The following is a 26850-nucleotide window of genomic DNA, read 5'->3' as shown; positions in this document are numbered from 1 at the left end:
AACATAAAAAATGAGAACATTTTACAGTGTGCTATGTTGCATGCTTATTTCTGCTATGTCTTTTTCACAAGAAAAAAAAGATAAAGCAACAGATTCTATTGCTTCAAAAACAGTAAAACTTGATGAGGTTTTAGTAAAAGGAAATTCTATTACAGACCCTGTTTTAACTAAAGTTTCTAACGATTGTCAAAAAAATATTGTTCAACCTAAAAATGTAGCCGATTTATTTAATAATATCAATGGGTTTTCTGTAATAAAACGAGGGAATTATGCTATCGATCCTTCATTTAGAGCCTCACAATACGAGCAATTAAATATTCAATATGATGGAGGTACTAAAGCGATGCATGCGTGTCCAAATAGAATGGATCCTATAACAACGCATATTATTCCAGAAGAAATTTCAAAAATAGAAATTATTAAAGGACCATACACAGTAAGATATGGCGCTACGTTTGGAGGTGTTATTAATATGGTAACCGATAAACCAAATTCCGAAAATACAGGTTTTCATGGAAAAGTTTCTGGAGGTTATGAGTCTAATGGAGACTCGTACGTAACCATGTTGCAACTACAACAAGTAACAAAGAATTATGATATTGTAGGGAATATGGGGTATAGAGATTTTGGTAGTTATGAAGATGGTAACCAAACAGAAATTCCATCGTCATTCCGAAGTACAGATTACGGAATTAAAATGGGTTATAATTTTACCGATAACCAACGTTTGCAAGCGCATTGGAGACAGTCGTTTGGTAGAGATGTTTTGCATGCAGGTTTGCCAATGGATACCAATTACGATAATAGTAGTGTACTATCATTAGATTACAAATGGTCTATGATGGATGATGTTTTTAAATCTATTACAGCAAAAGCTTATTATAGTTATGTAGATCATTTAATGACTAATAAAAACCGGCCTTCGTTTATGATGGTTGATGCAAAATCGGCAGTAGAAGCTACAACAATAGGAGGTAAGCTAGAGTTAAATTGGAAGCCATTAAAAAAGCTTAACCTGTTTTCTGGTATTGATGTAATGCATATTGCTAGAGATGGAGGTAGAGATAGATTGGTAAAAATTATGAATGGTAATATGTTGCCAACACCAAAATTGTTTAATGATAAAGTATGGCAAGATTCATATATAGATGATATTGGTGTGTTTACAGAAGCAAAGTGGGCTTTAAATAAATCAACTGTTGTAACAGCAGGAATTCGTGCAGATTTTGTAATATCTGATATTAAAGATCCAGAAGCAGATTTTGAAGCGATGTATGATTTAAAAAAACGTACCGAAGAAAATCTAAGCACTACCGTTTCTGTTAAAAAGATGGTGTCTAATAATTTTACGCTAGAAGTTGCTTATGGTAGAGGTGTGCGCTCTGCAAATATGATTGAACGTTATATTAATCACTTTACTGTTGGGCAAGATTCGTATGAATATATTGGGAACCCTAATTTAAAAGCAGAAGTTAATAATCAATTCGAAATTGGTTTTAAAGGACATGAAGATTTGCAAGGGAGTTTAAATACTTTTAAATATGAAACGTCTTTTTATTATTCTTTTTTCGATAATTATATTGTTGCAGTTGAAGACGCTAGTTTAACTAGAAAATATATGCCTACTCAGCAACCAGTAAATCCAAAAGTGTTTCAAAACATAGATGAAGCTTATAAAACAGGTTTGGAAGTTATGGCTCAATTAGATTTTTTAAATGATTTTTATTTTAAAACAGAAGCAGCGTATGTGTATGCGAAAAATAAAGATTTTAATGAATCATTACCACTTATACCACCATTTAAAGTAATACTGTCAGCTGGTATAGATAAAACAAAATTTTGGGCTAATGCACGTTATAATATTACGAGTAAGCAGGATAATATTTCTAATACCTTTGGTGAAACAAAAACCGATGGATATCAAACTTTAGATATACGTTTGGGAGTGAAGCCTTTTAAAAATGTATCTTTAGGAGTCGCTGTTTTAAATGTATTTGATGAAACGTATCATGATCATTTAAATTTTTCGTTTAATAACCAATCAAATTTTGGTAGACTTCCAATTAATGAACCAGGAAGAAATATAACAGTATTTCTACAAAAGAAGTTTTAGTTTAAAAAGAGACTGTTTGAGGTATAATTGTCAAGTTGGAATAAATTTTCAGACAGTCTCTTTTATTAAAAAAACTAAAAATTATTCGTCAGGGTTTTCTTTTTTCTTGCCACCCATCATAAATTTAACAAGGAAACCTATTAATGTAAGGCATACAATGCCAAATACAGCAATCATGATGGCGCCATTAGTCCAACTATAAAGTGGTATATTTTGAATTAGCATAGTTTTAAAATTTTGATAAATGTAAAAATCAAAAACGGTAATAAATATGACTTTTGTTAGATAATAGTAAATGGTTTTTGTTTAAAATTATAGCATAGTGCAAATAACAAATCAAGGTTGTAACTTTGCAGTCTTAATTAATTTGAAAAAATATGAGCCATAAAGCTGGTTTTGTAAATATTATAGGAAATCCTAATGTGGGGAAATCTACATTAATGAATGCGTTTATTGGAGAGAAATTATCAATTATAACGTCTAAAGCACAAACAACACGTCATAGGATATTAGGTATTGTAAACGGAGATGATTTTCAAGTGCTTTTTAGTGATACACCTGGTATCATTAAGCCAGCATACGAGTTACAAGAATCTATGATGGGGTTTGTAAAGTCGGCTTTTGAAGATGCAGATATTTTACTTTACATGGTTGAAATTGGTGAGCAAGCATTGAAAGATGAAGCCTTTTTTAAGAAGATAACCAGTTCTAAAATACCAGTTATACTACTTTTAAATAAGATTGATAAGTCTGATCAAGGTCAGCTTGAAGAGCAGGTACAACTTTGGGCAGAGAAAGTGCCAAATGCCGAAATTATACCTATTTCAGCTTTAGAAGGCTTTCAAGTAAAAGAAGTGTTTGATAGAATTATTGAGTTGTTACCAGAATCGCCAGCATTTTATCCTAAAGATCAATTAACAGATAAGCCAGAACGTTTTTTTATAAATGAAACCATTCGTGAAAAAATCCTTCTTCATTATAAAAAAGAAATTCCTTATGCTGTCGAAATAGAAACAGAAGAGTTTTTTGAAGAAGAAAATATTATTAGAATGCGTTCTGTAATTATGGTAGAGCGAGAAACCCAAAAAGGTATTATTATTGGTCATAAAGGCAGTGCTTTAAAACGAGTAGGCGTTGAAGCTAGAAAAGATTTAGAAAAATTCTTCGGAAAACAAATTCACTTAGAGTTATATGTTAAAGTGAATAAAAACTGGAGAAGTAATCAAAACCAATTAAAACGTTTTGGTTATAATAACTAATAAAAAGGTAATACTAGTTTAATTATTAACTAACATTGAAATAGCCATAATGTTTCATCTTTGTATCGAGTTATTTAGTTAGTATTGAGTTAGTTTAGTTTTAGAAGCTTTGGTTGAGTCTTTTCAATCAGAGCTTTTTTGTTTTAATATCCGAAGCATAAAATCATTAAGTTCGTGCATTTCTGTCTTGCTAGACGCTTTTCCAATTCTTCCACCAAAATACAATACAAACCAAATAATTACCATAAGTAGCATGAGGCCAACTTGTATGGCATAGCTACTTTTTAAAGACGCATTGGTATAAGCCCAAACACCAAAGGCAATAAATAAGCCTGCTACCATAAAATGCAGAAACATAAAAAGTGTCCAAACTGTTGGGTTAGGACCAAATAAGCCATTAAGCATACTAGTATTATTATCAACTTCATTAATTTCTAAATGTAATTGAGGCGACCAAAAATGTTGTTTATGTTTTGGGAATTTAATAAAAACATGGTCATCTATTCTATTTACAATAAAATCAGATTGCTCATTTTTTTTCAACTCAAAGTACTTTAAAACAGTCTCGTTATTCTGGTTTAATTCAAGTTTAAATCGTGGTCGTAAAACAATGTTGTTAGTTGTTGGCATTAAAGAGTTTAATTGGTATTGTAAAGTACTATTTTTTATTTAAAACTAAAAGCGCTTCAATCTTTAGGAAAAAACAGCAATACGTCGCTTATATTTTCTATTTTTGCAAAATATTTCAAAAGAAATATAAATTAATCAGTTTTAAGCTGTTAGATAAATTAGAGTATGAGTAATATAGTAGCAATTGTAGGGAGGCCGAATGTAGGTAAATCAACGTTTTTTAATCGTTTAATTCAACGAAGAGAAGCCATTGTTGATGCTGTTAGTGGAGTTACTAGAGACCGTCATTATGGTAAAAGTGATTGGAACGGTAAAGAGTTTTCGCTTATAGATACAGGGGGCTATGTGTTAGGTAGTGATGATGTTTTTGAAGCTGAAATAGATAAACAAGTAGAGTTAGCTATTGATGAAGCCGATGCTATTATCTTTATGGTTGATGTTGAAGACGGTATAACAGGAATGGACGAAGATGTTGCTAAATTGTTACGTAAAGTTAATAAACCAGTTTTTTTAGTTGTCAATAAAGTTGATAATGGAAAACGAGCAAAAGATGCTGTTGAATTTTATTCGTTAGGATTAGGCGATTATTATACCATTGCAAGTATAAATGGTAGTGGAACGGGTGAATTGTTAGACGCGCTTGTTGAAGCATTGCCAGAGAATGTTGAAGAAGAGGAAGAAGAAGTTGAAGCTTTACCACGTTTTGCTGTTGTTGGTAGACCAAATGCAGGAAAGTCATCGTTTATAAATGCTTTAGTTGGTGAAGATAGATACATTGTTACAGATGTTGCAGGAACTACTAGAGATTCTATTGATACAAAATATAATCGTTTCGGATTTGAATTTAATTTAGTAGATACAGCAGGAATTCGTCGTAAAGCAAAAGTAAAGGAAGATTTAGAGTTTTATTCGGTTATGCGAAGTGTACGTGCTATTGAGCATAGTGATGTTTGTTTAATAGTATTAGATGCTACTCGTGGTTTTGACGGACAAGTACAAAATATTTTTTGGCTGGCAGAACGTAACAGAAAAGGTATTGTTGTTTTAGTAAACAAATGGGATTTAGTAGAGAAAGACCATAAGTCTATGAAAGAATATGAAAAAGCTATTAAAAAACAGATGGAACCATTTACAGATGTTCCTGTTGTTTTTATTTCGGTTCTTACTAAGCAACGTATTTTTAAAGCTATTGAAACAGCTGTTGAGGTTTATAAAAACAGAACAAAAAAGATTAAAACAAGTAAGCTTAACGAAATCTTTTTACCAATAATAGAAAATTATCCGCCACCAGCATATAAGGCAAAATATGTGAAGATTAAATATGTTATGCAGTTGCCAACACCGCAACCGCAATTTGCTTTTTTCTGTAATCTTCCACAATATGTAAAAGAACCTTATAAACGCTTTTTAGAAAATAAACTACGTGAGCATTTCGATTTTAAAGGGGTTCCAATAAGTGTTTATATGCGTAAGAAGTAAAATTTAAAATATTTTTATAAAATTAAAAAAGGTCTATACTTTAATAAAAGTATAGACCTTATTTTTTACGAGAATAATAGTTGTTTAATTTGATGTTTTTTTACTCGTCATAGTATAAAAACCTATTGCATTAATATTTATGTAGTTATCTTATTATTTTGTGAGATAATTAATCTATTTTTATAGTAATTATCATCAATCAAATAAACTATTATGAGAAAAATCATTTTTGCATGCTTATTAGCATTTTTAACTATTAGTGCTTTTGCACAAAAAACTATTGAAAATCCAGAATACGGATTAAGTTCAGTCCCTGGTTCAATAACTAAAATTGAATTATTAGATACAACAACCGTTTTGCATTTTCATATTAAAACGTACCCTGGAGGGTGGGTGTCTATACCTAGTAAAACTTTTATACAAGATTCTAATGGAGGCGATCAGCTTTTTATAATTAAGGCGGAGGGAACAAAAATAAATAAACGACATATTATACCTGAGTCAGGTGAAATATTTTACACCTTGTATTTTCCGAAGTTAAATTCTAATATAAATACTATAGACTACGGTGAGGCAAATGATGGTGGTAATTGGTCTGTTTATGATATTGTAGTAAATGAAACTGAAGACACTTCAGTATTGCCAAAGGTACTTAGAGGTAATTGGTTGTTAGCAGATGGTAGTAATCTATTTAATTATGGGTTTTATGTTAATAATGCTATTGTAGACCGTGCCGTTTGGAATTATCAATCAGTTAAAAATAAAGGAAAAAAATACGAAATAATTTTAGAAAGAAACGGAGTATTAAAAACCATTCATGCAAAGCTAGGTAAAAAAGGATTGGTAGCTTTTGGAAGTAATGAAAAGGACTTGAAACTTTATAGTTTGGATCGTATTTATAATTCTAATTATAAAATAGTAGATAATAAACCATATAACGAATCCATGTTTCAAATAGATTCTACAACGTATTCAGGAGTTATAAAAGGATACACTAGTAAGATAGAAGAGAAAACAGGGATGGTATACGTAAACAACGTTTTCGCAGGTAATCAAGATTCTTATATGATAAAGGTTGCTGATGATGGAAGTTTTTCGGTTAAATTCCCAGTAAATTATCCACAACCTATTTTTGTGCGATTACCATATGCTAATATATCTGTTTTTGTAGAGCCAGGAAAAGAAACATTTCATGTAATAAACGGAGATAAATCTTTCTTTATGGGAGATTGTGCTCAGGTAAATACAGATTTAGATTTAATGAAATCTATTAGAGACACAGGGTTTAATAGTATACAGAAAAAAATAGGAGAATTGTCTCCAGGAGAATTTAAGAAACTATGTTTTGAAAGTAAAGAAAAGCAGTTGAAGGAATTCAATGAATTTCAGATAAATAATATTATAAGTGAAAAAGCAATACAAATAAAAAAAATTGATATTGAGTATAATGCTTTAGAGAAACTTTCAGGTTATGGTTTGTATAGAAGAAGTATCGAAAGGAGAAATAAATCAGTTAAAAAAGAAGAAGATAAAATGCCTTTTAAAGCGTTTAAAGTAGATGCTTCTTTTTATGACTTTATTTCAAAAGATAATTTAACTGATAAATTCCCTGTATTAACCACCAATTACTATTATTTCATTAATAGGTTGATGTATGCAGATATTTTTAAAAATAATGCACAAACTAATTATACTACATCTGAAATTGTAGATTTATTACAAAAAGATAATAAAGATTTGAGTGTTGATGTATTGAAAATGTCTGAAATGAGTAAGGAAATAGAAACACCAGAAATACAATTAAAGCAGGCAGAATTTAAAAAAGCACACGGTGATACCCAACAGGCGTTTTATAAAAAATATATGAAAGATTATAATGCCTATGTAAAAGATAATAATATAAAGCCTATACATAATGATCATATTTTGAATGTAGTTGATTATTTGAAAATTAAAGGAGAAGAATTAAATCAGGAAGAGCAAGAGCTTGTAGAAGCTTTCAAAAATATACGAACAGATGAAGAAACAAGAAAAACAAAAAAATTCAACGATACTTATGGTCTTATAAAGGCAGAGTTATATAAGAAATATAGTAAAGAAATTAGTGGCTTTTATAGAAATAAATCATCTATAGAAATAGATAATAGTATGAAGTCGTTTTTTGGTGTTTCAAATAGTTTTTTGTTAGATATTATTACTTCTCAGAGAGCTAGTAGGAGTTTAAACGATTTTAATGTTTATAGCGATAATGATCTAAAACTACTTAAAAAAAATATTAAAGACCCTTTAGTGTATAATTGTTTAGTAGCTGCAAATGAATTGACTAAACTAAAAATAGAACGAAACAAAACTTTAGGTGGTTATACAGTTAATACGGTTAATAAAACAGAAGGAGACGAATTGTTTGATGCTATAGTTAAAAAATTCAAAGGAAAAGTAGTCTATGTCGATTTCTGGGCAACATGGTGTGGTCCATGTATGTCTGGTATAAGAAAAGTTGCGTCTTTGAAAGAAGAAATGAAAGATGATGATGTTGTGTTCTTATATATAACAAACCAAACGTCTCCAGAAGGAACATGGAAGAATAGTATTCCTAATATTAAAGGCGAGCATTATAGAGTTTCTGCAGATGAATGGAATTATTTGTCTGAAAAGTTTAAAATTTCTGGAATACCTCATTATGCTTTAGTTAATAGAGAAGGTAAAGTAGTGAGATATAAATTAGGACATAGAAATAATACTAGTTTAAAAGTGCTTTTAAAAGAAGAGTTAGAAAAGTAAAAGTATTGAATGTTTAAAAAAAGAGGGATAGATTTTTATAAAAATCTATCCCTCTTTTTTTGTTTTCGATAAAACTAAATGATTACCAACCACCAGAAGCACCTCCTCCGCCAAAGCCGCCGCCTCCAAAGCCACCGCCAAAACCGCCACCGCCAGATGACCATCCGCCACCAGAGCTACTTCCAAATCCTCCAGAAGAACCGCTTCTATAATTTCCACGTCCCATATTGCTTAAAATAATAGCTTCTAAAATATCAATGCCACCAGACCTGTTACCTCTATTATTTCCACCACCTCGTCTATTTTTAGAAATAGAAATAAGAATGATTATAAATATAAAACCGAGAATAAATATAAGTTCAATAGGGAATTCGTTATTGGATGATTGTCGTGTTCCTTGGTATTCGCCATTTAAAACTTCAAAAACAGCATCTGCACCACGATTTAGCCCACCATAATAATCACCTTGTTTAAAATAAGGAATAATGTCTCTTTCAATAATACGTTTAGATAAGGCATCTGTTAAAAGGTATTCTATTCCATATCCAGTATTTATAGCAATCCTTCTATCATTTTTAGCTAGTAAAATTAAAATACCATTATCTTCTTTTTCTTGGCCAATACCCCATTCTTGTCCCCATTGCGCACCTAAATAGTTTATATTCTCTCCATTGGTTGAATTAATAATCGCAATAACTATTTGAGTAGAAGTCGTATCAGAATATTTTATTAATTTTTGTTCAAGACTGTTTTTTTGCGAAGCAGAAAGTAATTTAGAATAATCATAAACACTAGTTTGAAAATCTGGTTTTTCAGGAATTTCAAATTGTGCATAAGAAAAACTAAACGATATTAAAGCAACAAAAAACGAGAGTGTAATCTTGTTTTTTATTTTAGAGTAAGCCTGAATACTAAATACTGAACACTGCATACTTTAAGTCTATCCTTTAGAAATTTCATTAGATAATTCATCAACATCACCAGCTTCCCAAGGGAAATATTTTTTTAATTGCTCGCCAGATTTTATAATGCCTTCAACCAAACCTTGTTTAAAGTCTCCTTGTTTAAAATGTGATTGCATGACATCTTTAGTGCTATCCCAAAAGTTATTAGAAACAACATCGTTAATACCTTTGTCTCCATAGATAACAAAGGTTTTATCTTCTACAGCCACATAAATTAAAACACCATTTTGAAGTTTGGTGTTATCCATTTTTAAGGTGTAAAACAATTCTAAGGCACGATTTGTAGCATCGCCTTTACAGGTTCTTTCTAGGTGTACTCGTATTTCTCCCGAAGTATTTAACTCAGCAATTCTAATAGCTTCAACAATGTCACTCTCTTCAGATTGCGTTAAAAAATCTTCAATTTTAGACATTAAAATTCTACTTTAGGTGCGTTTTCACTTCCGGAATCAGATTTGTATAAAGGCATCCCTTCAAAACCTCTCATGCTGGCTATAAAATTGGTTGGAATTTTTTTGATAATAATGTTGTATTCTCCAGCAATTTGATTAAAACGATTTCTTTCTACATTAATTCTATTTTCTGTTCCTTCAAGTTGAGATTGTAGCTCTAAAAAACTTTTGTCAGCTTTTAATTCTGGGTAACGCTCTACAGTAACTAATAATTTAGATAATGCGCCACTTAAACCCTGTTGTGCTTGTTGAAATTGAGCCATCTTTTCAGGTGTTAAATCGCCTGCGTTAATGGTGGTTTTTGTCGCTTCAGAGCGTGCTTTAATAACGCCTTCTAGTGTTTCTTTTTCATGAGCAGCATAGCCTTTTACGGTAGCTACTAAGTTAGGTATTAAATCAGCTCTTCTTTGATAAGAGCTTTCAACATTTGCCCATTGTGCTTTTGCTAAACCTTCTTTTTCAACGAGCATATTGTTTGTTCCAATTCCCCATTTAAATATTAAAAGAATTACAGCAATGATAATAATTAATGGTAAAAATTTCTTCATAATAAAATAAGTTTAAAAGATGTTTTTATTTGTTAGTATGTAAGACACAAAACTTGTGAAAAAGTTACATGGTTATTAGTTTTTAAAGAGGTAAAACTTAGAGGTGTTCTTTTATTTTAATAAGTTGGTTTTTGATATCTTCCAATTTACTTACTATTTCAAAATTGTTAAGGGTGTCTTTTTTGCCTTCTTTTAAATGTGTTTTGGCGCCTTCAAGTGTAAAACCACGTTCTTTAACAAGATGATAAATAAATTTAAGATTTTTAATGTCTTCTGGTGTGAATTTTCGGTTGCCTTTAGCGTTTTTTTTGGGTTTTAAAACATCAAATTCTTTTTCCCAAAAACGAATTAACGAAGTGTTTACGCTAAAAGCTTTTGCAACTTCTCCTATAGCATAATAACGCTTTTCAGGTAAATCTATATACATACTAATCTAGAGATTGGTTTTCTAATGAAGCATGCTCCAATAGTTTGCTAAATTCTTCAGCAGTTAAACTTCCATAATAAAAGTTTATAGGGTTTATTCTTTGTTTGTCTTTAAAAACTTCGTAATGGCAGTGTGGTGCTTCAGAACGACCTGTACTTCCAACAAAACCAATGAGGTCGCCTCGTCTTACTTTTTGGTTTTTTCGAACATTGTATTTGTACAAGTGTGCGTAAAGACTAACGTATCCAAAACCATGATCGATTCTAATATGTTTACCATAGCCACTAGAACCAGAATCTGCACGAATAATAACACCATCGCCAGTTGCATAAACAGGAGTGCCTCTTGGAGCCGTAAAATCCATGCCCCAGTGCATTTTTCTAGTTTTGTTAAATGGGTCTGTTCTCATGCCATAACCAGATGCCATTCGGGTTAAATCTTCGTTACTTACAGGTTGAATGGCAGGAATAGCAGCTAATAATTTTTCTTTTTCTTCAGCAAGTTTTGTTATTTCATCTAAAGATTTAGATTGTACAACAATTTCTTTTTCAAGAATATCTAATCGCTTATTACTCTCTTTTATGAGTTTAGAATTATCAAAACCTTCAAATTTTTTATATCTATTTACACCACCAAAACCTGCTTTTCTTTGTACTTCTGGAATAGGGTTTGCTTCAAAATATACACGATAAATATTATTGTCTCTATCTGCAATATTAGCTAACACAGCCTCAGCTTCATCCATTTTCTTATTCAATAACTCAAATTGTAATTGTGAGTTTTGTAGTTCTCTTTTTAAGGCGCGTTCTTTAGGAGATTCTACATATTGACTCGCAATAAAAACGAATAAAAAACCAAAAAGTGCAGATGCTAATAGAAACAGTGAAGCATACTTAAAAGTTGTACGCTTTTTGCGTTCTATTTTTTTATATGAAAGCGATTCGGAATCGTAATAATATTTTACCTTACTCATTACTTAAAATATACTATTTTTGCAATTCATGAAATTCAACTTAATGGTTGTATTTTATATGCAAACGACCAAACCTACAAAAAATTATTAGAATACTACTCATAGTAGTGTAATTGTAGATTTGCTCGCTTAAGCATTTAAAATGGAAAGTAAAGATAAAAATTGTTTTGCAATTAATATAATTTAATAGAAAAGAGAATATATAAATGAAGTCTCAAGATATTCGATCTAAGTTTTTAAGTTTTTTTGAAGAAAAGCAACATGCTATTGTTCCATCGGCACCAATGGTGTTAAAAGATGACCCAACTTTAATGTTTGTAAATTCTGGGATGGCTCCTTTTAAAGAATATTTTTTAGGAAATGCACAACCTAAAAGCAATCGTATTGCCGATACGCAAAAATGTTTGCGTGTATCTGGAAAGCATAACGATTTAGAAGAGGTTGGGTACGATACGTATCACCACACTTTATTTGAAATGTTAGGTAACTGGAGCTTTGGCGATTACTTTAAAAAAGAAGCCATTGCGTGGGCTTGGGAACTTTTAGTAGATGTTTATGGTATAGATAAAGATATTCTTTATGTTACTGTTTTTGAAGGTTGTGAAGAAGATAGAATAGGTATGGATACCGAAGCTTATGATTTTTGGAAAGAACTTATTTCTGAAGACCGTATTTTAAAAGGTAATAAGAAAGATAACTTTTGGGAAATGGGAGATCAAGGTCCTTGTGGTCCTTGTAGTGAGATTCATGTAGATATTCGTTCCGCAGAAGAAAAAGCTAAAATTTCTGGGAAAGATTTAGTGAATATGGATCATCCACAAGTGGTAGAAATTTGGAATTTGGTATTTATGCAATACAACCGTAAAGCAGATGGTTCTTTAGAATCGTTACCAAATAAGCATATCGATACAGGTATGGGATTTGAGCGTTTGTGTATGGTGTTACAAGGTGTGCAGTCTAATTATGATACCGATGTATTTACACCTATAATTCGTGAAATAGAGACTATTACCAATAAGAATTATGGAAAAGACGAAAAAGCAGATATTGCTATTCGTGTAATATCTGATCATGTTCGTGCCGTAGCATTTTCAATTGCAGATGGGCAGTTGCCAAGTAATACAGGTGCTGGATATGTTATTAGAAGAATTTTGCGTCGTGCCGTACGTTACGGTTTTACGTTTTTAGATAAAAAAGAACCTTTTATATATAGATTGGTTGATGTATTGAGTAAAAAAATGGGAACAGCTTTTCCTGAATTAAAAGCTCAAAAACAACTTATAGAAAATGTTATTAAAGAAGAAGAACAGTCTTTTTTAAGAACGTTAGATCAAGGACTTGTATTATTAAATAGAATAGTTGAAGAAACTAAAGGCGATACTGTTTCTGGTGAAAAAGCATTCGAACTGTATGATACATATGGTTTTCCAATAGATTTAACAGCTTTAATTCTTTCTGAAAAAGGATTAAATTTAGATGAAAAAGGCTTTAATGAAGAGCTTCAAAAACAAAAAAACCGTTCAAGAGCAGCGAGCGAAATGTCTACAGATGATTGGACTATTTTAGTTGATGATATTGGGGAAGAATTTGTAGGATATGATACTTTAGAAGCTCAAGTAAAATTAACACGATACAGAAAAGTTGTTTCTAAAAAAGATGGCGAAATGTATCAGTTGGTGTTTAATATAACGCCGTTTTATGCTGAAGGTGGCGGACAGGTAGGAGATAAAGGATATCTGGAAGATGCTCATGGCGATGTGGTTTATATTTTAGATACTAAAAAGGAAAGTAATGTTATTATCCATTTTACAAAAAATTTACCAAACCATATAAATGAAACGTTTAAAGCTGTTGTTGATGAAAAACAACGTTACAGAACTGAGTGTAATCATACAGCAACACATTTATTACACCAAGCTTTAAGAGAAGTTTTAGGAACACATGTAGAGCAAAAAGGTTCTGCAGTGCATTCAAAACATTTACGTTTCGATTTTTCACATTTTTCAAAATTAACTATTGAAGAATTACGTGATATTGAAAATTTTGTAAATGCTAGAATAGAAGGGAAATTACCGCTTATAGAAAAACGAAATGTTCCAAAAGAAGAAGCTATTGCAGATGGAGCTATGAGTTTGTTTGGTGAAAAATATGGAGATACCGTTCGTGCTATTCGTTTCGGACAATCTATAGAGCTTTGTGGAGGAACACATGTTAAAAATACAGCCGATATATGGCATTTTAAAATTGTGTCTGAAGGCGCTGTTGCAGCAGGAATTCGTCGTATTGAAGCTATTACAAATGATGCCGTTAAGGATTTTTATTTTGAAAATAACCGCGCTTATTTCGAAATGAAAGATTTACTTAATAATGCTAAAGAGCCTGTAAAAGCGTTACAGAATTTACAAGACGAAAACACGAGTCTTAAAAAGCAAATTGAAGCATTATTAAAAGATAAGGCTAAAAACATAAAAGGAGAACTTAAAGCTGAATTACAAGAAATAAATGGTATTCAGTTTTTAGCTAAGAAATTAGACTTGGATGCTTCTGGAATTAAAGATGTGGCTTTCGAGTTAGGAAGTCAATTTGAAAACTTGTTTTTATTATTTGGAGCAGAACAAAAAGGAAAAGCATTGTTGTCTTGTTATATTTCAAAAGAATTGGTAGCAAGCAAAGGTCTTAATGCAGGACAAGTAGTTCGTGAACTTGGAAAATATATTCAAGGAGGTGGTGGCGGACAACCATTTTTTGCAACTGCAGGAGGTAAAAATCCAGGAGGGATTGATGAGGCTTTAGAGAACGTTAAATCATATTTGATTTAGTCTCGCAAAGGCGCCAAGACGCAAAGTTGTATATTAACAAATAATGGATAAACAAGAAGAATCTTTTGAGAATTATTTGGCTTCAATAATTGTAGATTGTTGTTATCATATTCATGTAGGTTTAGGTCCAGGATTATTGGAGTCTGTTTATGAAGAGGTTTTATTTAGAGAATTAACTGATAAAGGTTTAAAAGTAGAACGTCAAAAACAATTACCAGTTATTTGGAAGGGTGAAATTTTAGATTTAGGGTTTAGAACTGATTTAATTGTTGATAATAAAGTGATTATTGAAATTAAATCAGTTTTAGAGATTCATCCTGTGTATAAGAAACAATTGATGACATATTTAAAATTATCTGGATTGAAATTAGGGTTGTTAGTTAATTTTAATAGTCCTTTAATAAAAACAGGAATTACAAGATTGGTAAATGGCTTAGAGTAGTATTTATTGCTTTTAAACTTTGTGTCTTAGCGCCTTTGCGCGAAAAAAATATTTTCAGATGAACCTTCAAACCAAAATACCATTAGAAAAGCAGTCTAATAACCAAATAGACTACCATTCTAATGTGTTATTATTAGGTTCTTGTTTTTCAGATAATATTGGTAAAAAATTAGATTATTTCAAGATTAAAAATACCCAAAATCCTTTTGGTGTTTTATTTCACACTAAAGCAATAGAAACGTTAATAGAAAGAGCTGTTAATGGAGGTAAGCACTCTGAAAACGATTTGTTTTTTTATAATGAACAATGGCATTGTTTTGATGCGCATTCTAAGCTAAGCAATACATCTAAGGATGAATTGTTAAAAGTATTGAACGTTATTCTAGAAGCAACAGACAAACAAATAAAGACATCTTCTCACATTGTTATTACTTTGGGAACATCTTGGGTTTATCGTTCTGTTGAGTCAAATAATATAGTTGCCAATTGCCATAAAGTACCTCAAAAGCAATTTAAAAAAGAGCTGTTATCTGTTGAAGAAGTATCAGATTCTTTACAAAGCATATTAAACTTGATAAGAAGTGTTAATTATGATGCTACTGTAATTTTTACAGTTTCTCCAATCCGTCATACAAAAGATGGATTTGTCGAGAATACGCAAAGTAAATCACATTTATTAACTGCAATCCATCAAGTTGTATGTAATCAATCATATTATTTTCCATCGTATGAAATTATGATGGATGAACTTCGCGATTATCGTTTTTATGCCGAAGATATGATTCATCCAAACCAAACAGCAATTGATTATATCTGGGAAAAGGTTAAGCAGGTTTGGATTTCTACTGAAGCTTTAAAAACAATGGAAGAAGTTGATGCTATTCAAAAAGGACTTCTGCACAAACCGTTTAATCCAACATCTGAAGCACATAAAAAGTTTCTTCAAAAATTAGAAACTAAAAAAGAGACTCTACAAACACAATTTTCTCATATCGTATTCTAAATATACGTAATTCATCGTATTGATTTCATTTTATTAAAGTTGCAGTTTTGTGATGCTATTAATCATAAAACAAATTCTAAAATGAGAAAATTAAAACAATGCATGTTATTTCTAACAGTAATTTCAGTAATAACATTTTCATCTTGTTCAACAAGTGACGATGGTGGATCTGGTGGAAATGCACCTTCAGGAATATTAACTGCGAAAGTTGATGGAACATCATATAAATCTATGGAGATTTCATCATCTGCTACCGTTGCAACAGCTGGACCTGGTAAAAATTTAATAATTATAGCTACAAATAGTGATGGTAATGCTTTTGCATTAACTGTATTTGGTTATGCGGGAGCCGGTACTTATGAATTTACAGGAGCAAATCTAGCAGTTACAAACTCAGCATCTTATACCGAAACAGATGTTAATTTAAGTAATCCTACTGCTTCAACTACAGAAATTTGGCAAGCACCCTATGATGATACATTGGTGGGGTCTATTTCAGTTTCGGAAGAAACAGATACTAAGGTTATTGGAACATTTAACTTTAAATGTAAAAATGTGTTAGGAAATAATTCTATAAAGAATATTACTGATGGATCTTTTAATCTAAATAAGAAAACCATATAAACTATTTAAACAAAATCAACAATGAGAAAATTTAGTCAATTAATGTCATTCTTAATAGCGATGCTATTAGTGACAACAGTAAACGCTCAAAAGGCAGAAGTACCAAATTTTAATTATGATTTGGGTGGTAAGGTTGAAAAAATGACCCTTACTAGTTCGGGAGTATTATTAATTACACACGGAAAAGGATTAGCAGGTATTAAACCTGGACAAGAAGGCTTACTTTTTAACTTTGATGATTATGGAAAAGTAAAAGAAGAAGAAATAAATATAATACCTAATACGCCTTATGTTATGGTTGGTCAAGCAGGATTTGCAGGTATTTCTGCAAAGCAAAGTGTAATAGATGTAGTTTCTGGCAAAAGATTATTTGATACAAAAGCAAACGGATGGAAAGCAGCAGGACAACCAACCTTATTGTTGCCAGAAAATAAACTTATTGTTTCTGGTCAACGTACAGCAAAAGAAAAGTATGCACAGGCTATTGGGATTTATGATATGGGAACAGGGAAAGAAGAAAAACTTTTAACTTTAAAAGGTTCTGAAATTATGACTGGAACTCCTAAAATAATTCATGGTGGCTTAATTGTTTCTTCGCAAAAACGTTTGTATAGAATTGATTTAGCAACGGGTAATGAAACTTGGACAGCCGATTTAAAAAATGTTGCTTTTGTTGAACCTGCTGAAGATGGAAAATCGTTATATGCTTTCGTTAATAAAGGAAAAAATCATGAGGTGCACAAAGTAGGTAGTAATGGATCAGAATTGTGGTCTGATGGGAAAAAATTAAAAGGGTTTGTTTCAAATTTCGAGATTACACCTAAAGGTCTAGCTATTGTTAGTGATGTAGCTAGTTCGGGTAAAGGAGGTTTAGCAAAATTAGCAGCTGCAAAAGCGCAAAGTAATATTTCTTTTTTATCGGCAAGTACAGGTGAAGATCTTTGGGAAAAAGCTCCAAAAACTAAAGGATATGTTCAACACTTTTATATTATGGATGACGGGATTTTATTTGGTATTGGAGAAGGTGGAATTAACAAAATATCGTTTGAAGGACAGCCTTTGTTTAAAAAGCCACTAAAAACAGGTGAAAATATTCATACCATGGCATTAACTAAACAGGGTATGATTTACATAACAGATAGTGATGCAGATATTATTAATTTAGAAACAGGAGAATCTATTTGGAGTAAACCTATAAAATATAAGCGCGCTAAAGCAGTAACAAGTGTATATGATCAGGCGCATAGTCGTTATTTAATTAGTACAGGAGAAGAAATGATTGCTATAGACGAAAACTCTGGTGATGTAAGTGCCTTAGCATCTTATAGTTTTGATGAAAAGGAGGATCCAACAAGTTTAGAGATTAGAGATAGTGGGTTATTGTTGTCTTCAGATCAGAATATGATGATGCTTGGTTTTGATGGTTCAGAAAATTTTCATGAATATTTTCGTTCTCCAGGTAAAAGTGCTTTTGCCGTAGTGGCCTTAAGTGCATTGGCTTTGGCATCTACGGCTGCAATGGCTGATGCAAGTTTTCAGGCAGGAGCTAATAAAAATCATTTAGGACAGTACAATCAATACGGTGCTCAAAAACAGCGAGAAGCCGATGCTTTTGCTGCTATTGCTACCGCATCGTTTAACGAAATGGCGAAACGTTTTAGAGCAACAGCTGCAACTAAAGATGCTCAATTTATTTTAACAAAACTTGATGATGGCGTAGGTTTGGTGAAAGTTAATAAAGATTCTGGAGTGGTAGAGAAAGAAATTGTTTTAAAAGACAAAAAACCAACATATGAAGTTGATGAGATTGGTGGGTATTTATATTACTTGGCTAATGGAAGTACCATATACTCTTACGACCTTAAAGAATAAATCTTGTTGTTGAGATTTGTTTGATTAGGCGTGGTAAATTAATTATTGCGCTTAATCTTTTTTTATAACACTTAATCGAAAAATTGTCTGATGTTCAATATATTAGGTTAAATTTAAAATGCTATTAATCAGTTCATATTAAAAAACATCAGCTGTTCAAATCAATAAAAAGATTTGTGGTTGGTGTTTTTTTTATGCTGTCACTATAATTTAAATTTTACATTAATATTAAGCTTTAAATTTTAAATGCGATGGATTTTAATTTGTTTTTTAGTATAACAATTTATCTAATAGTGGCGTTGTTAATTGGTATTTCGATTAAAGTTTTTGTAGAAACAAAAATGAAAAGTAAGTTAGATGTTGAAATTTGTTCAAGGTTATTAAGTAAGCTAAGATTAGAGGAAAAACGTTTTACTCTAATTTCAGAGAAATTATTATTGTCTGACGAATTTTATATAGGTATAATTAATAGGCTTTTTAAAATTACTAACGAACTTCTTATGTTGCAAAAAAGATACTTTATAGAATAATGTTTAATTTACCTTAATGTTAAAATATTTTATTTTCATTTTTTGTAGTCTGTCTTTTGTTTCTTACTCACAAATAAATAGTAAGAGATTAGATAGCTTATTGAATGTCTCTAAAAATCAAAAAAAACTTCCTTTAATAGCAACTCTTAATGAACTTTCCTGGGAGTTTAGAAATTCTAATGCCGATTCAGCACTCTTTTATGCTATGCGTTCACTAACAGTCTCAAAGGCTATAAATAATGATAAAGCAATTGCTTCAGCATATAACAATATTGCTTCATCATTCGAAACTTTAAATAAAATTGATAGTGCCGAAATATATCATCAAAAAGGATTAGAAATTAAATTAAAAATAAACGATACAATTGGTATTGCAGATACGTATTGTAATATAGGTATTGTAGAGGATATTAAGGGAAATTATGATCTTGCTTTAATAAACTACTTTAAAGCATTAAATATTTACGAAAAACATTCTAAAGATTTTGAAAAAGTTCCAACAGTTTTAGTTAATATAGGTATTGTTTATAAAAAACAAAAGGAGTATGAGAAAGTATTAAATTATTACCAAAGAGCTCTTTTGATTTATGAAGAAAATAATTTTGAAATAGGAGAAGCCATTGTAACGGGTAATATAGGTTCTGTTTTTACTTTACTTAAAGATTACAAGAAATCTATTGAATACTCAGAAAAAGCAGCCCGGTTATATAAGAAATTAGGTTATACTAGGTATGTACCATATATGAAATCTAATATGGCTGTAGCTAAGGATAGTTTAAAACAGCATGAAGAAGCAAGAATAGATTTCTTGTCTGCAATTTCAGATTTTAAAAATGACAAGAATTTATATGAATTGTCTAATACTCAAATTTCTTTAGCTAATAATTATGTTTTAACAAGTCAATACACTAAGGCGAAGAAATTGCTTTTTGAAGCTCTGGAAATAATAGAAGAAAATAATTATGTAGAATTTAAAATTGACGCTTTAAAATCATTAGCTAAATTAGAAGCTTTAACAGGAGATTATTACAGTGCCTATAATAATTTTGAGGCTTATAGTCAAGCAAAAGATGCTTTTCTCGAAGTGAAAAAAATAAAAACTATTTACGAGTTAGAAACTAAATATCAAACAGAAAAAAAAGAAAAAGAAATTCTATCTCAAAGAGCAGATTTAGCCGAAAAAGAACTTCACATAAATCAAAAAAACACTCAAATAATTGGCTTAAGTATTTTAGCAATTGTATTGTCGATATTAGGCTATCTTGTTTATAAACAGCAAAATTTAAAGAATGAACAACTTAAAAAAGAAGGTGAGTTAAAAGAAGCATTAGTTAAAATTGAAACTCAAAATAAACTAAATGAGCAACGATTAAAAATATCACGTGATTTGCATGATAATATAGGTGCTCAACTTACTTTTATTATCTCATCTATTGATAATTTGCAATATGGGTTTAAAATTACAAATGAGAAATTAACTAATAAGTTAAGCTATATTAGTGCTTTTACAAAAGACACTATATATGAATTGCGCGATACTATTTGGGCAATGAATAAAAATGCTATTTCTTTAGAAGATTTACAAGGGCGTATTTCAAATTTTATTGATAATGCAGATGCTTCATCAAGTTCAATAAAATTTGATTTTAATATTGACGAATCTCTTTCAAAAGAGTTAGAATTTAAGTCTGTTATGGGAATGAATATTTATAGAATTATTCAAGAGGCTATAAATAATGCTATTAAATATTCTGAAGCTTCAAATGTTAATGTAAATATAGAAAAGTTGAAAAGCAATATAAAATTTACAGTTAAAGATAATGGTAAAGGGTTTGAAGAAAATAATGTTATGTTAGGAAACGGACTTAATAATATGAAAAAAAGAGCTCATGATATAAGTGCTACTTTTAAAATTAAAAGTAGTTTAAATAAAGGAACATCAGTAATCTTAGAAATCTAATCTGTTAGGAAATGAATATTAAAATAGCTATTGTAGATGATAATTCTTTCTTAATAAGAATGGTTGCTGAAAAATTATCATTTTTTGAAAGTTTGAAGATTATCTTTTCGGCGTTAAATGGTTCTGATCTGTTAGTTAAACTTGAAGAAAATCACAATATCGACTTAATTTTAATGGATATTGAAATGCCTGTCTTAAATGGAATTGAGGCTACCGAAATAGTAAAACAAAAATATCCTCACATAAAAATTATAATGCTCACGGTTTTTGATAATGATGAAAATATTTTTAATGCAATAAAAGCTGGAGCCGATGGGTATTTACTTAAAGAAGTTAAAGCAAAAGATTTGTGTGAAGGTATAAAAGATACTTTAAATGGTGGTGCAGCAATGAATCCGTCTATTGCTATGAAAACTTTAAAATTGCTTAGAAACCCTTTTGATATAGAAAACACTCAAGAACAAGAAGATATTAAATTGACAGCTAGAGAAATTGAGGTTTTAGAACATTTAAGCAAAGGCTTGAGTTATAATTTAATTGCCAGTAATTTAATTTTGTCTACAGGTACAGTAAGAAAGCATATTGAAAATATATATAAGAAATTACAAGTACACAATAAGATAGAAGCTGTACAAAAAGCAAAAAAGAATAACTTAATATAATGTTAGTTTAACTTTCTCTTAATAAGAAAAACGTGTAATTGCTATATATTTGTAGTGCTATTAAGCTTGAGTTAATTACATTAGTTAGACTTCATATGTCGAAGATAAACTGATGTTTTTTGCTTTATAATAAGTTCTTCCATTAAATAATATTCTAATTTTCGTTTCTCATAAAGGGTGTTAGTTCCAAAATATTTCTAAATTAGGGGATGCGAAAAATTCTATTCGGTGTTGTTTTAACTTTAATAATACTTTTCACTTTTAAATATTGTGAAGATAAAAAGGGTGATGAAATTCTACTTCGGGAAAACTCGATACTTATACAGGAGCAAATTAAAAATGTTGGGAAGCTAGTTGTTACCGAAGGGCATTTTAGCGAAGTTTTTAATTATAAAAATTCAAAAGACATTTTTGGAGATTATTTCACATCCGAGAAAAAAGCATTGGTTGTTGTTAATGCAGATGTAACTATTGCTTACGATTTAAGTAAAATTGAATTTGAAGTTAATGAAACGGATAAAACACTTACCATATTAAGTATTCCAAAAGAAGAAATAAAAATAAATCCAGATTTTGAATATTATGATATTCAAGCAGATTTTTTAAATCCGTTTGAAGCTAAAGATTATAACAATATTAAAAATATTGTAAAGCAATCATTAAATAAAAAATTAGAAGCATCCGATTTAAAAAAGAATGCTAAAAATAGATTGATCAGTGAGCTTTCAAAATTCTATATTCTAACAAACTCTTTAGGGTGGACCTTAAAGTATAACGAAAACCAGATGCAATCTATTGATGATTTTCAGGGGTTGAAATTATAATTTACTATTTAAGCTACTCCAGCCACCACCATTCATACACTCAATACCATTGCTTTTTAAAATGGATGCAGCACTAGCAGAGCGCATGCCACTAACACAACAAGTAATTACAGGTTTGTTTAGTTTTTTTATGTCTTTAATTTTAGAGCTAATATTCTGTAACGGAATATTTTTAGAACCAGAAATAGCTCCTTGGCTATATTCTTCTTTAGTACGAACATCAATAATAATAGTACCTCTTTTTTGAAAGTCGTTAATCATATCTTTTTTGTTCCCAAATAGCATATCTAATAAACCCATGTTCATAATTTGTTTGTGCAAATATCATTAACTTATAATAAAAGAATGTAACATCTGTTACTAAAAATTTTATGTATATTTCAACCAGAAATTTATAAGTAGAATGGAAGCGTACGTTACATTAAATATAGAAAACAAAGTCGGGTATATTGAGTTTTATCACCCAAATAGAAACTCAATGCCTAGTGATATACTCACTCAATTAGAACAGACAATTATTGGTGCAGGGAAAAATGATGCTATTAAAGTTATTGTTTTAAAAAGTGGAGGTGATAGAACTTTTTGTGCAGGTGCTAGTTTTAATGAGGTTGTAGAGATTGAAGACGAAGAGGCTGGATTACAGTTTTTTTCTGGCTTTGCAAAAGTAATTAATACCATGCGTAAATGTCCTAAATTAATTATAGGCCGCGTGCAAGGTAAGGCTGTAGGAGGAGGCGTTGGTTTAGCGGCTGCAACCGATTATTGTTTAGCTACCGTATATGCATCTATAAGATTAAGTGAATTAAGTATAGGTATTGGCCCCTTTGTTATAGAGCCCGCTGTGTCAAGAAAAATTGGTAAAACAGCTATGGCAGAAATGACTATTGATGCCGAATCCTTTTTTTCTTCAGAATTCGCAAAAAGCAAAGGTTTATATGCTGAGGTATTACAAACTACAGAAGCATTAGATATTGCTGTTGAAACGTTAGTAAATAAATTAGCGAGCTATAACCCAGAAGCATTAATAAATATGAAACAAGTGCTTTGGGAAGATACAGGTCATTGGGATGATTTATTGTTAGAGCGAGCTAAAATTAGCGGAAAGTTAGTGTTAAGTGAATTCACTAAGAAAACTTTGAAGCGTTTTAGATAGAATTTTTTAATTACTTAAGAACGATATATAAACAAATAAAGGTTAGCATTTTAAATGCTAACCTTTATTTATATAAATTTTTTAAAGAGATTTTTTTAATCTTCGTTAGGAAAAGATACTTTTTCTAGTGCTTCTTTTTCTTTTTTAATTTTCTCTTTTTGATTTTTAATTTTTTCATCCAATTCATTTAATTTTTCATTGGCTTTTTTAATTTTCTCTCTTTTTTCATTAGCTTCTTCTTCAGAGATTTCTTTATTACGCTCTTTTTTTTCTAAACGTTCTTTAGCTTCTTTTACTCTTCTATGACCATCATTTAAAGTGCGTTCACCTTCTGTTATTTTTTCTTCTTTGTCTTTTATTTTATTGCGAGCTTCTTCTGCTCTAGCTTTTCCAAATTCTCTTCCGCTTAAGCCGTTTTTGTTTTTTCCGTAAGCATTACCATTATTATTTGCCTCTTTTTTTATTTTCTTTTCGGCTTTATCTTTTTCACTCGTTTTGTGTTCATGTTGCTTTTCATCATCATCATCATCATCATCATCATCATTTGTTTTGGTGCCTTTTTGTTTAGCCTTTTCAGCTTTCTCTTTTCCTTTATTTTTTAGTTCATGATGTTTTTTATTAGCATCTTCAGCTTCATCTTGTATGTCTTTTTTTGCTTTAGCACCTTTTTGTTTGATGTCTTCAGTTTTGTCTTTCCCTTTCTTTTTTAACTCATGAACCTGTTCCTTAGCTTCTTTAGAGGTATTGTTTCCTTTTCCTTGTGCTACTGTTTGTTGAGTTCCAAGAAACATGAATAAAATAGTAGCTGTGAATATTATTTTTAATATTTTCATAATCTGTTTTAGTTTAAATGTTGTCTAATTCTTTTAAGTCGTCTTGTACATCATTAGTAATTTCCTCAAGACTTTTTATGTCTTTTTCTACTGCTTGCTCAATAGAGTCAATTTTTTGTATAGATTGTTCAATCTTTATTTCATTTTCTTTTTTCTTATCTGTACAAGAGACTAATAAAAGAAGTATTATACCACATGATAAAAGTGTTTTCATAATTTAAAGTATTAGAGTTAATATGTTTTTAGACACTAAAATAGTGAAATAGTCACTTGTTTTATATTAGTGCATAAAAAAAGCAACTCTTTCAAGTTGCTTCATTTTTCTTAATCAAATATGTTTTATTGTTGTACTCCTGGAGGATACTTCTCCATAATTTTAGCAACAAACTCTTTTATACGTGCTTCTTTTTTCTCCATATTTCGGCTTAAATAGCCAGTACCCATACCTTGCCAAACTAATTCTTTTTTGTTAGCATCAATAAGGTCTACATATAAAACACCTTGTGTTGAAACAGAAGTGCTAGGTTGATTCCAACCCCAGCCCCAACCAGGTCCGAAGCCACCAAATCCTCCCCATCCCCAAGCGCCATTGCCCCAAGAGTTGTTGTAAACATCTACGCGTTGTTGAGATTTTGTAAATAAACTGACTAATAAATCAGGTTTCTCAGATTTTGTAAAACCTTTAGCTAAAAGTTCGGCTTCAATAGCACGAAGTATTCGGCGTTTGTCTAAATCGCTAATTTCGGCTTTATCAATACCAGATTTAAAGAACGCAAAGGTTTTGTATTCGCCAAATTTTGCATTTTTATCATAATCGGCAGCTACTTTAACCGAGCTGCAAGATGTTGCTACTATTAGCAATGCTAAAAGAGGTAGTGTTTTTAATAAATTTTTCATAATGCATTTTTTTTATGGTTAATGTGTTTGTAAAACGAATACTAACAGTGTTTTATCTGATAAATATCTTCATAAACAAACGTATTTATATGTATCAATAATCATACCAAGGCTTTGCTTAAATAAAAGTAAGAATCATGGGATGTTATTTTTTTATAGCGTTTGTTTTTTTATCATATCCGTAGGGGCAATGTCTACATCCGCTTTCACAACAATATCCGCGTTTTAAGTGGTATTGCTCTGTAAAACAGCGATATCCTTCTGGTGTTAGATAATAATCGCCTTCTTCAACTGGGATTAATTTCTTCATATTACAACAAAGGTAATGCATTTTGGATTGATTTTTGAAAGTAAAAAAGTATGATTTTTATTTCGAAATATATAGTGCCAAAAGGGTATACTGGTCTTGCTGTTTTTCCGTTTGTGTTTTTAAAATCAAAAGATTTAAAAGGAGATAAAACATTATTGAATCATGAGAATATTCATTTAAGACAACAATTAGAAATGTTGGTTATTCCTTTTTATTTGTTTTATGTTGTAGAGTTTTTAATTCGGTTATTACAGTATAAAAATTGGCATGAGGCTTATAGAAATATTTCTTTTGAACGTGAAGCATACTGTAATGAACCTAATCTAGATTATTTAAAGCAACGCACATTTTGGTGTTTTTTGAAGTATCTTCGCAGTCATGACTTTTAAGCTTCAAAATAGCATTAATCAACAAGTAAAACTGCCTAAAGAAAAAGGCGTAGAATTGTATGTAAAGCGAGAGGATGAAATACATCCTTTTGTGTCTGGAAATAAATACAGAAAGCTTAAATATAATATAATTGAAGCTCAGAAATTAGGCTTTAAAACTTTGCTTACTTTTGGAGGTGCCTACTCAAATCATATAGCTGCAGTAGCTTCTGCAGGACAAATTTCTGGATTTAAAACGATAGGAGTTATAAGGGGCGATGAGCTCGAAAGTAAAATAGATAGTAACCCAACCTTGCGTTTTGCTAAGCAATGCGGTATGGAGTTTAAGTTTATTTCTAGATCGCTTTATAGAGAAAAAACATCAGAAGATTTTTTAAATAATTTGAAAGATGAATTTGAAGAATTTTATCTCGTTCCAGAAGGCGGTACAAATCATTTAGCTGTTAAGGGGTGTGAAGAAATTTTAACTGATATTGATGCTTCTTTTGATTATATATGTTGTGCAGTTGGCACAGGAGGTACTATTTCTGGACTCATAAATTGTTTAAAACCTAGTCAACAAGTTTTAGGATTTCCAGCCTTAAAAGGCGACTTTTTACAACAAGATATTAGTAAATTTGCAATTAAGAGTCATTGGGAATTAATAACCGATTATCATTTTGGTGGTTATGCCAAAATAAATGAAGATTTAGTAACGTTCATTAATCAGTTTAAAAAAGATCATAAAATCCCTCTAGATCCAGTTTATACAGGAAAAATGATGTTTGGAATTTTCGATTTAATAGAGCAAAATTATTTCCCTAAAGGCTCCAGGATTTTAGTAATTCATACAGGAGGTATACAAGGTATTGATGGAATGAACGATGTTTTAAAAAAGAAAAGTTTACCAATAATAGAATAATTTA

General features: G+C 30.6%; 27 protein-coding genes. 15 read left to right on the top strand and 12 right to left on the bottom strand.

Annotated features, from left to right (window positions below):
• The first annotated feature begins 10 nt into the window (after nucleotides 1-10).
• Entirely contained in the window at nucleotides 11-2113 is a 2103-nt protein-coding gene (locus ACH5TW_RS07180; protein ID WP_439335824.1) for a TonB-dependent receptor, read from the top strand.
• 81 nt (nucleotides 2114-2194) lie between these two features.
• On the opposite strand, the gene ACH5TW_RS07175 is transcribed toward ACH5TW_RS07180, so the two are convergent.
• On the bottom strand, nucleotides 2195-2338 hold the full coding sequence (locus ACH5TW_RS07175; RefSeq protein WP_439335823.1) for a hypothetical protein: 144 nt from the start codon (nucleotides 2336-2338) through the stop codon (nucleotides 2195-2197).
• Nucleotides 2339-2490: 152 nt separating this feature from the next.
• On the opposite strand from ACH5TW_RS07175, the gene era reads away from it, so the two are divergent.
• On the top strand, nucleotides 2491-3372 hold the full coding sequence (gene era, locus ACH5TW_RS07170) for a GTPase Era (RefSeq protein WP_439335822.1): 882 nt from the start codon (nucleotides 2491-2493) through the stop codon (nucleotides 3370-3372).
• 123 nt (nucleotides 3373-3495) lie between these two features.
• Here era and ACH5TW_RS07165 read toward each other — a convergent pair whose 3' ends face one another.
• Nucleotides 3496-4002 (bottom strand): GTP-binding protein, encoded by a 507-nt coding sequence (locus ACH5TW_RS07165; RefSeq protein ID WP_439335821.1) that lies wholly within the window; start codon nucleotides 4000-4002, stop codon nucleotides 3496-3498.
• A 165-nt stretch (nucleotides 4003-4167) separates the two neighbouring features.
• Here ACH5TW_RS07165 and der point away from each other — a divergent pair, with 165 nt between their 5' ends.
• Both der and ACH5TW_RS07155 read left to right on the top strand, forming a co-directional pair.
• On the top strand, nucleotides 4168-5481 hold the full coding sequence (gene der, locus ACH5TW_RS07160; protein ID WP_439335820.1) for a ribosome biogenesis GTPase Der: 1314 nt from the start codon (nucleotides 4168-4170) through the stop codon (nucleotides 5479-5481).
• 213 nt (nucleotides 5482-5694) lie between these two features.
• On the top strand, nucleotides 5695-8262 hold the full coding sequence (locus tag ACH5TW_RS07155; RefSeq protein WP_439335819.1) for a TlpA family protein disulfide reductase: 2568 nt from the start codon (nucleotides 5695-5697) through the stop codon (nucleotides 8260-8262).
• 82 nt (nucleotides 8263-8344) lie between these two features.
• Here the strand turns inward: ACH5TW_RS07155 and ACH5TW_RS07150 are convergent, their stop codons facing one another.
• From ACH5TW_RS07150 to ACH5TW_RS07130, 5 genes are all read right to left on the bottom strand, one after another.
• Nucleotides 8345-9193, bottom strand: a complete 849-nt coding sequence (locus tag ACH5TW_RS07150) for a TPM domain-containing protein (protein ID WP_439335818.1) — start codon at nucleotides 9191-9193, stop codon at nucleotides 8345-8347.
• Nucleotides 9194-9202: 9 nt separating this feature from the next.
• Complete coding sequence (locus tag ACH5TW_RS07145; protein ID WP_439335817.1) at nucleotides 9203-9640, bottom strand: TPM domain-containing protein; 438 nt, start codon at nucleotides 9638-9640, stop codon at nucleotides 9203-9205.
• Complete coding sequence (locus ACH5TW_RS07140) at nucleotides 9640-10227, bottom strand: LemA family protein (protein ID WP_439335816.1); 588 nt, start codon at nucleotides 10225-10227, stop codon at nucleotides 9640-9642. Before ACH5TW_RS07140 ends, ACH5TW_RS07145 begins: the two co-directional genes overlap by 1 nt.
• Before the next feature lie 97 nt (nucleotides 10228-10324).
• On the bottom strand, nucleotides 10325-10654 hold the full coding sequence (locus ACH5TW_RS07135; protein ID WP_439335815.1) for a MerR family transcriptional regulator: 330 nt from the start codon (nucleotides 10652-10654) through the stop codon (nucleotides 10325-10327).
• 1 nt (nucleotide 10655) lies between these two features.
• On the bottom strand, nucleotides 10656-11627 hold the full coding sequence (locus ACH5TW_RS07130; RefSeq protein ID WP_439335814.1) for a M23 family metallopeptidase: 972 nt from the start codon (nucleotides 11625-11627) through the stop codon (nucleotides 10656-10658).
• 206 nt (nucleotides 11628-11833) lie between these two features.
• Between ACH5TW_RS07130 and alaS the strand changes: the two genes are divergently transcribed.
• The 8 genes from alaS to ACH5TW_RS07090 all read left to right on the top strand — a co-directional run bounded on the left by alaS (nucleotide 11834) and on the right by ACH5TW_RS07090 (nucleotide 22363).
• Entirely contained in the window at nucleotides 11834-14446 is a 2613-nt protein-coding gene (gene alaS / locus ACH5TW_RS07125) for an alanine--tRNA ligase (protein ID WP_439335813.1), read from the top strand.
• Between the two features lie 43 nt (nucleotides 14447-14489).
• On the top strand, nucleotides 14490-14888 hold the full coding sequence (locus tag ACH5TW_RS07120; RefSeq protein WP_439335812.1) for a GxxExxY protein: 399 nt from the start codon (nucleotides 14490-14492) through the stop codon (nucleotides 14886-14888).
• A 58-nt stretch (nucleotides 14889-14946) separates the two neighbouring features.
• Nucleotides 14947-15891, top strand: a complete 945-nt coding sequence (locus ACH5TW_RS07115; protein ID WP_439335811.1) for a GSCFA domain-containing protein — start codon at nucleotides 14947-14949, stop codon at nucleotides 15889-15891.
• 81 nt (nucleotides 15892-15972) lie between these two features.
• Nucleotides 15973-16515 (top strand): DUF6252 domain-containing protein, encoded by a 543-nt coding sequence (locus ACH5TW_RS07110; protein ID WP_439335810.1) that lies wholly within the window; start codon nucleotides 15973-15975, stop codon nucleotides 16513-16515.
• A gap of 21 nt (nucleotides 16516-16536) precedes the next feature.
• Entirely contained in the window at nucleotides 16537-18387 is a 1851-nt protein-coding gene (locus ACH5TW_RS07105) for an outer membrane protein assembly factor BamB family protein (protein ID WP_439335809.1), read from the top strand.
• Nucleotides 18388-19017: 630 nt separating this feature from the next.
• Nucleotides 19018-20877, top strand: a complete 1860-nt coding sequence (locus tag ACH5TW_RS07100; protein ID WP_439335808.1) for a tetratricopeptide repeat-containing sensor histidine kinase — start codon at nucleotides 19018-19020, stop codon at nucleotides 20875-20877.
• A gap of 11 nt (nucleotides 20878-20888) precedes the next feature.
• Nucleotides 20889-21539 carry a response regulator gene (locus tag ACH5TW_RS07095; RefSeq protein WP_439335807.1) on the top strand — a complete coding sequence of 217 codons (651 nt, stop codon included), beginning with the start codon at nucleotides 20889-20891 and terminating at the stop codon, nucleotides 21537-21539.
• Between the two features lie 209 nt (nucleotides 21540-21748).
• Nucleotides 21749-22363 (top strand): DUF4230 domain-containing protein, encoded by a 615-nt coding sequence (locus ACH5TW_RS07090; RefSeq protein WP_439335806.1) that lies wholly within the window; start codon nucleotides 21749-21751, stop codon nucleotides 22361-22363.
• Here ACH5TW_RS07090 and ACH5TW_RS07085 read toward each other — a convergent pair.
• Entirely contained in the window at nucleotides 22358-22663 is a 306-nt protein-coding gene (locus tag ACH5TW_RS07085) for a rhodanese-like domain-containing protein (RefSeq protein WP_439335805.1), read from the bottom strand. The genes ACH5TW_RS07090 and ACH5TW_RS07085 overlap by 6 nt on opposite strands.
• 103 nt (nucleotides 22664-22766) lie before the next feature.
• Here ACH5TW_RS07085 and ACH5TW_RS07080 point away from each other — a divergent pair, with 103 nt between their 5' ends.
• Nucleotides 22767-23516 carry an enoyl-CoA hydratase/isomerase family protein gene (locus ACH5TW_RS07080; RefSeq protein ID WP_439335804.1) on the top strand — a complete coding sequence of 250 codons (750 nt, stop codon included), beginning with the start codon at nucleotides 22767-22769 and terminating at the stop codon, nucleotides 23514-23516.
• A gap of 95 nt (nucleotides 23517-23611) precedes the next feature.
• Here the strand turns inward: ACH5TW_RS07080 and ACH5TW_RS07075 are convergent, their stop codons facing one another.
• The 4 genes from ACH5TW_RS07075 to ACH5TW_RS07060 form a co-directional block, all read right to left on the bottom strand.
• The gene (locus tag ACH5TW_RS07075) at nucleotides 23612-24349 is read right to left on the bottom strand and encodes a hypothetical protein (RefSeq protein ID WP_439335803.1); all 738 of its coding nucleotides are present in this window, start codon (nucleotides 24347-24349) and stop codon (nucleotides 23612-23614) included.
• Nucleotides 24350-24362: 13 nt separating this feature from the next.
• Nucleotides 24363-24563 carry a hypothetical protein gene (locus tag ACH5TW_RS07070; protein WP_439335802.1) on the bottom strand — a complete coding sequence of 67 codons (201 nt, stop codon included), beginning with the start codon at nucleotides 24561-24563 and terminating at the stop codon, nucleotides 24363-24365.
• A 125-nt stretch (nucleotides 24564-24688) separates the two neighbouring features.
• The gene (locus ACH5TW_RS07065; protein ID WP_439335801.1) at nucleotides 24689-25246 is read right to left on the bottom strand and encodes a DUF4136 domain-containing protein; all 558 of its coding nucleotides are present in this window, start codon (nucleotides 25244-25246) and stop codon (nucleotides 24689-24691) included.
• Nucleotides 25247-25391: 145 nt separating this feature from the next.
• On the bottom strand, nucleotides 25392-25556 hold the full coding sequence (locus ACH5TW_RS07060; RefSeq protein WP_439335800.1) for a C1orf53 family protein: 165 nt from the start codon (nucleotides 25554-25556) through the stop codon (nucleotides 25392-25394).
• 50 nt (nucleotides 25557-25606) lie between these two features.
• Between ACH5TW_RS07060 and ACH5TW_RS07055 the strand changes: the two genes are divergently transcribed.
• Together ACH5TW_RS07055 and ACH5TW_RS07050 are read left to right on the top strand one after the other, a co-directional pair.
• Nucleotides 25607-25945 carry a hypothetical protein gene (locus ACH5TW_RS07055; RefSeq protein ID WP_439335799.1) on the top strand — a complete coding sequence of 113 codons (339 nt, stop codon included), beginning with the start codon at nucleotides 25607-25609 and terminating at the stop codon, nucleotides 25943-25945.
• On the top strand, nucleotides 25935-26846 hold the full coding sequence (locus tag ACH5TW_RS07050) for a 1-aminocyclopropane-1-carboxylate deaminase/D-cysteine desulfhydrase (protein ID WP_439335798.1): 912 nt from the start codon (nucleotides 25935-25937) through the stop codon (nucleotides 26844-26846). Before ACH5TW_RS07055 ends, ACH5TW_RS07050 begins: the two co-directional genes overlap by 11 nt.
• Nucleotides 26847-26850: the final 4 nt, after the last annotated feature.

Origin of the sequence: Thalassobellus sediminis, assembly GCF_044386045.1 — a bacterium.
In the GTDB taxonomy this organism is placed as follows: Bacteria; Bacteroidota; Bacteroidia; order Flavobacteriales; family Flavobacteriaceae; genus Thalassobellus; species Thalassobellus sediminis.
This window is presented reverse-complemented; position numbering and strand designations above follow the sequence as displayed.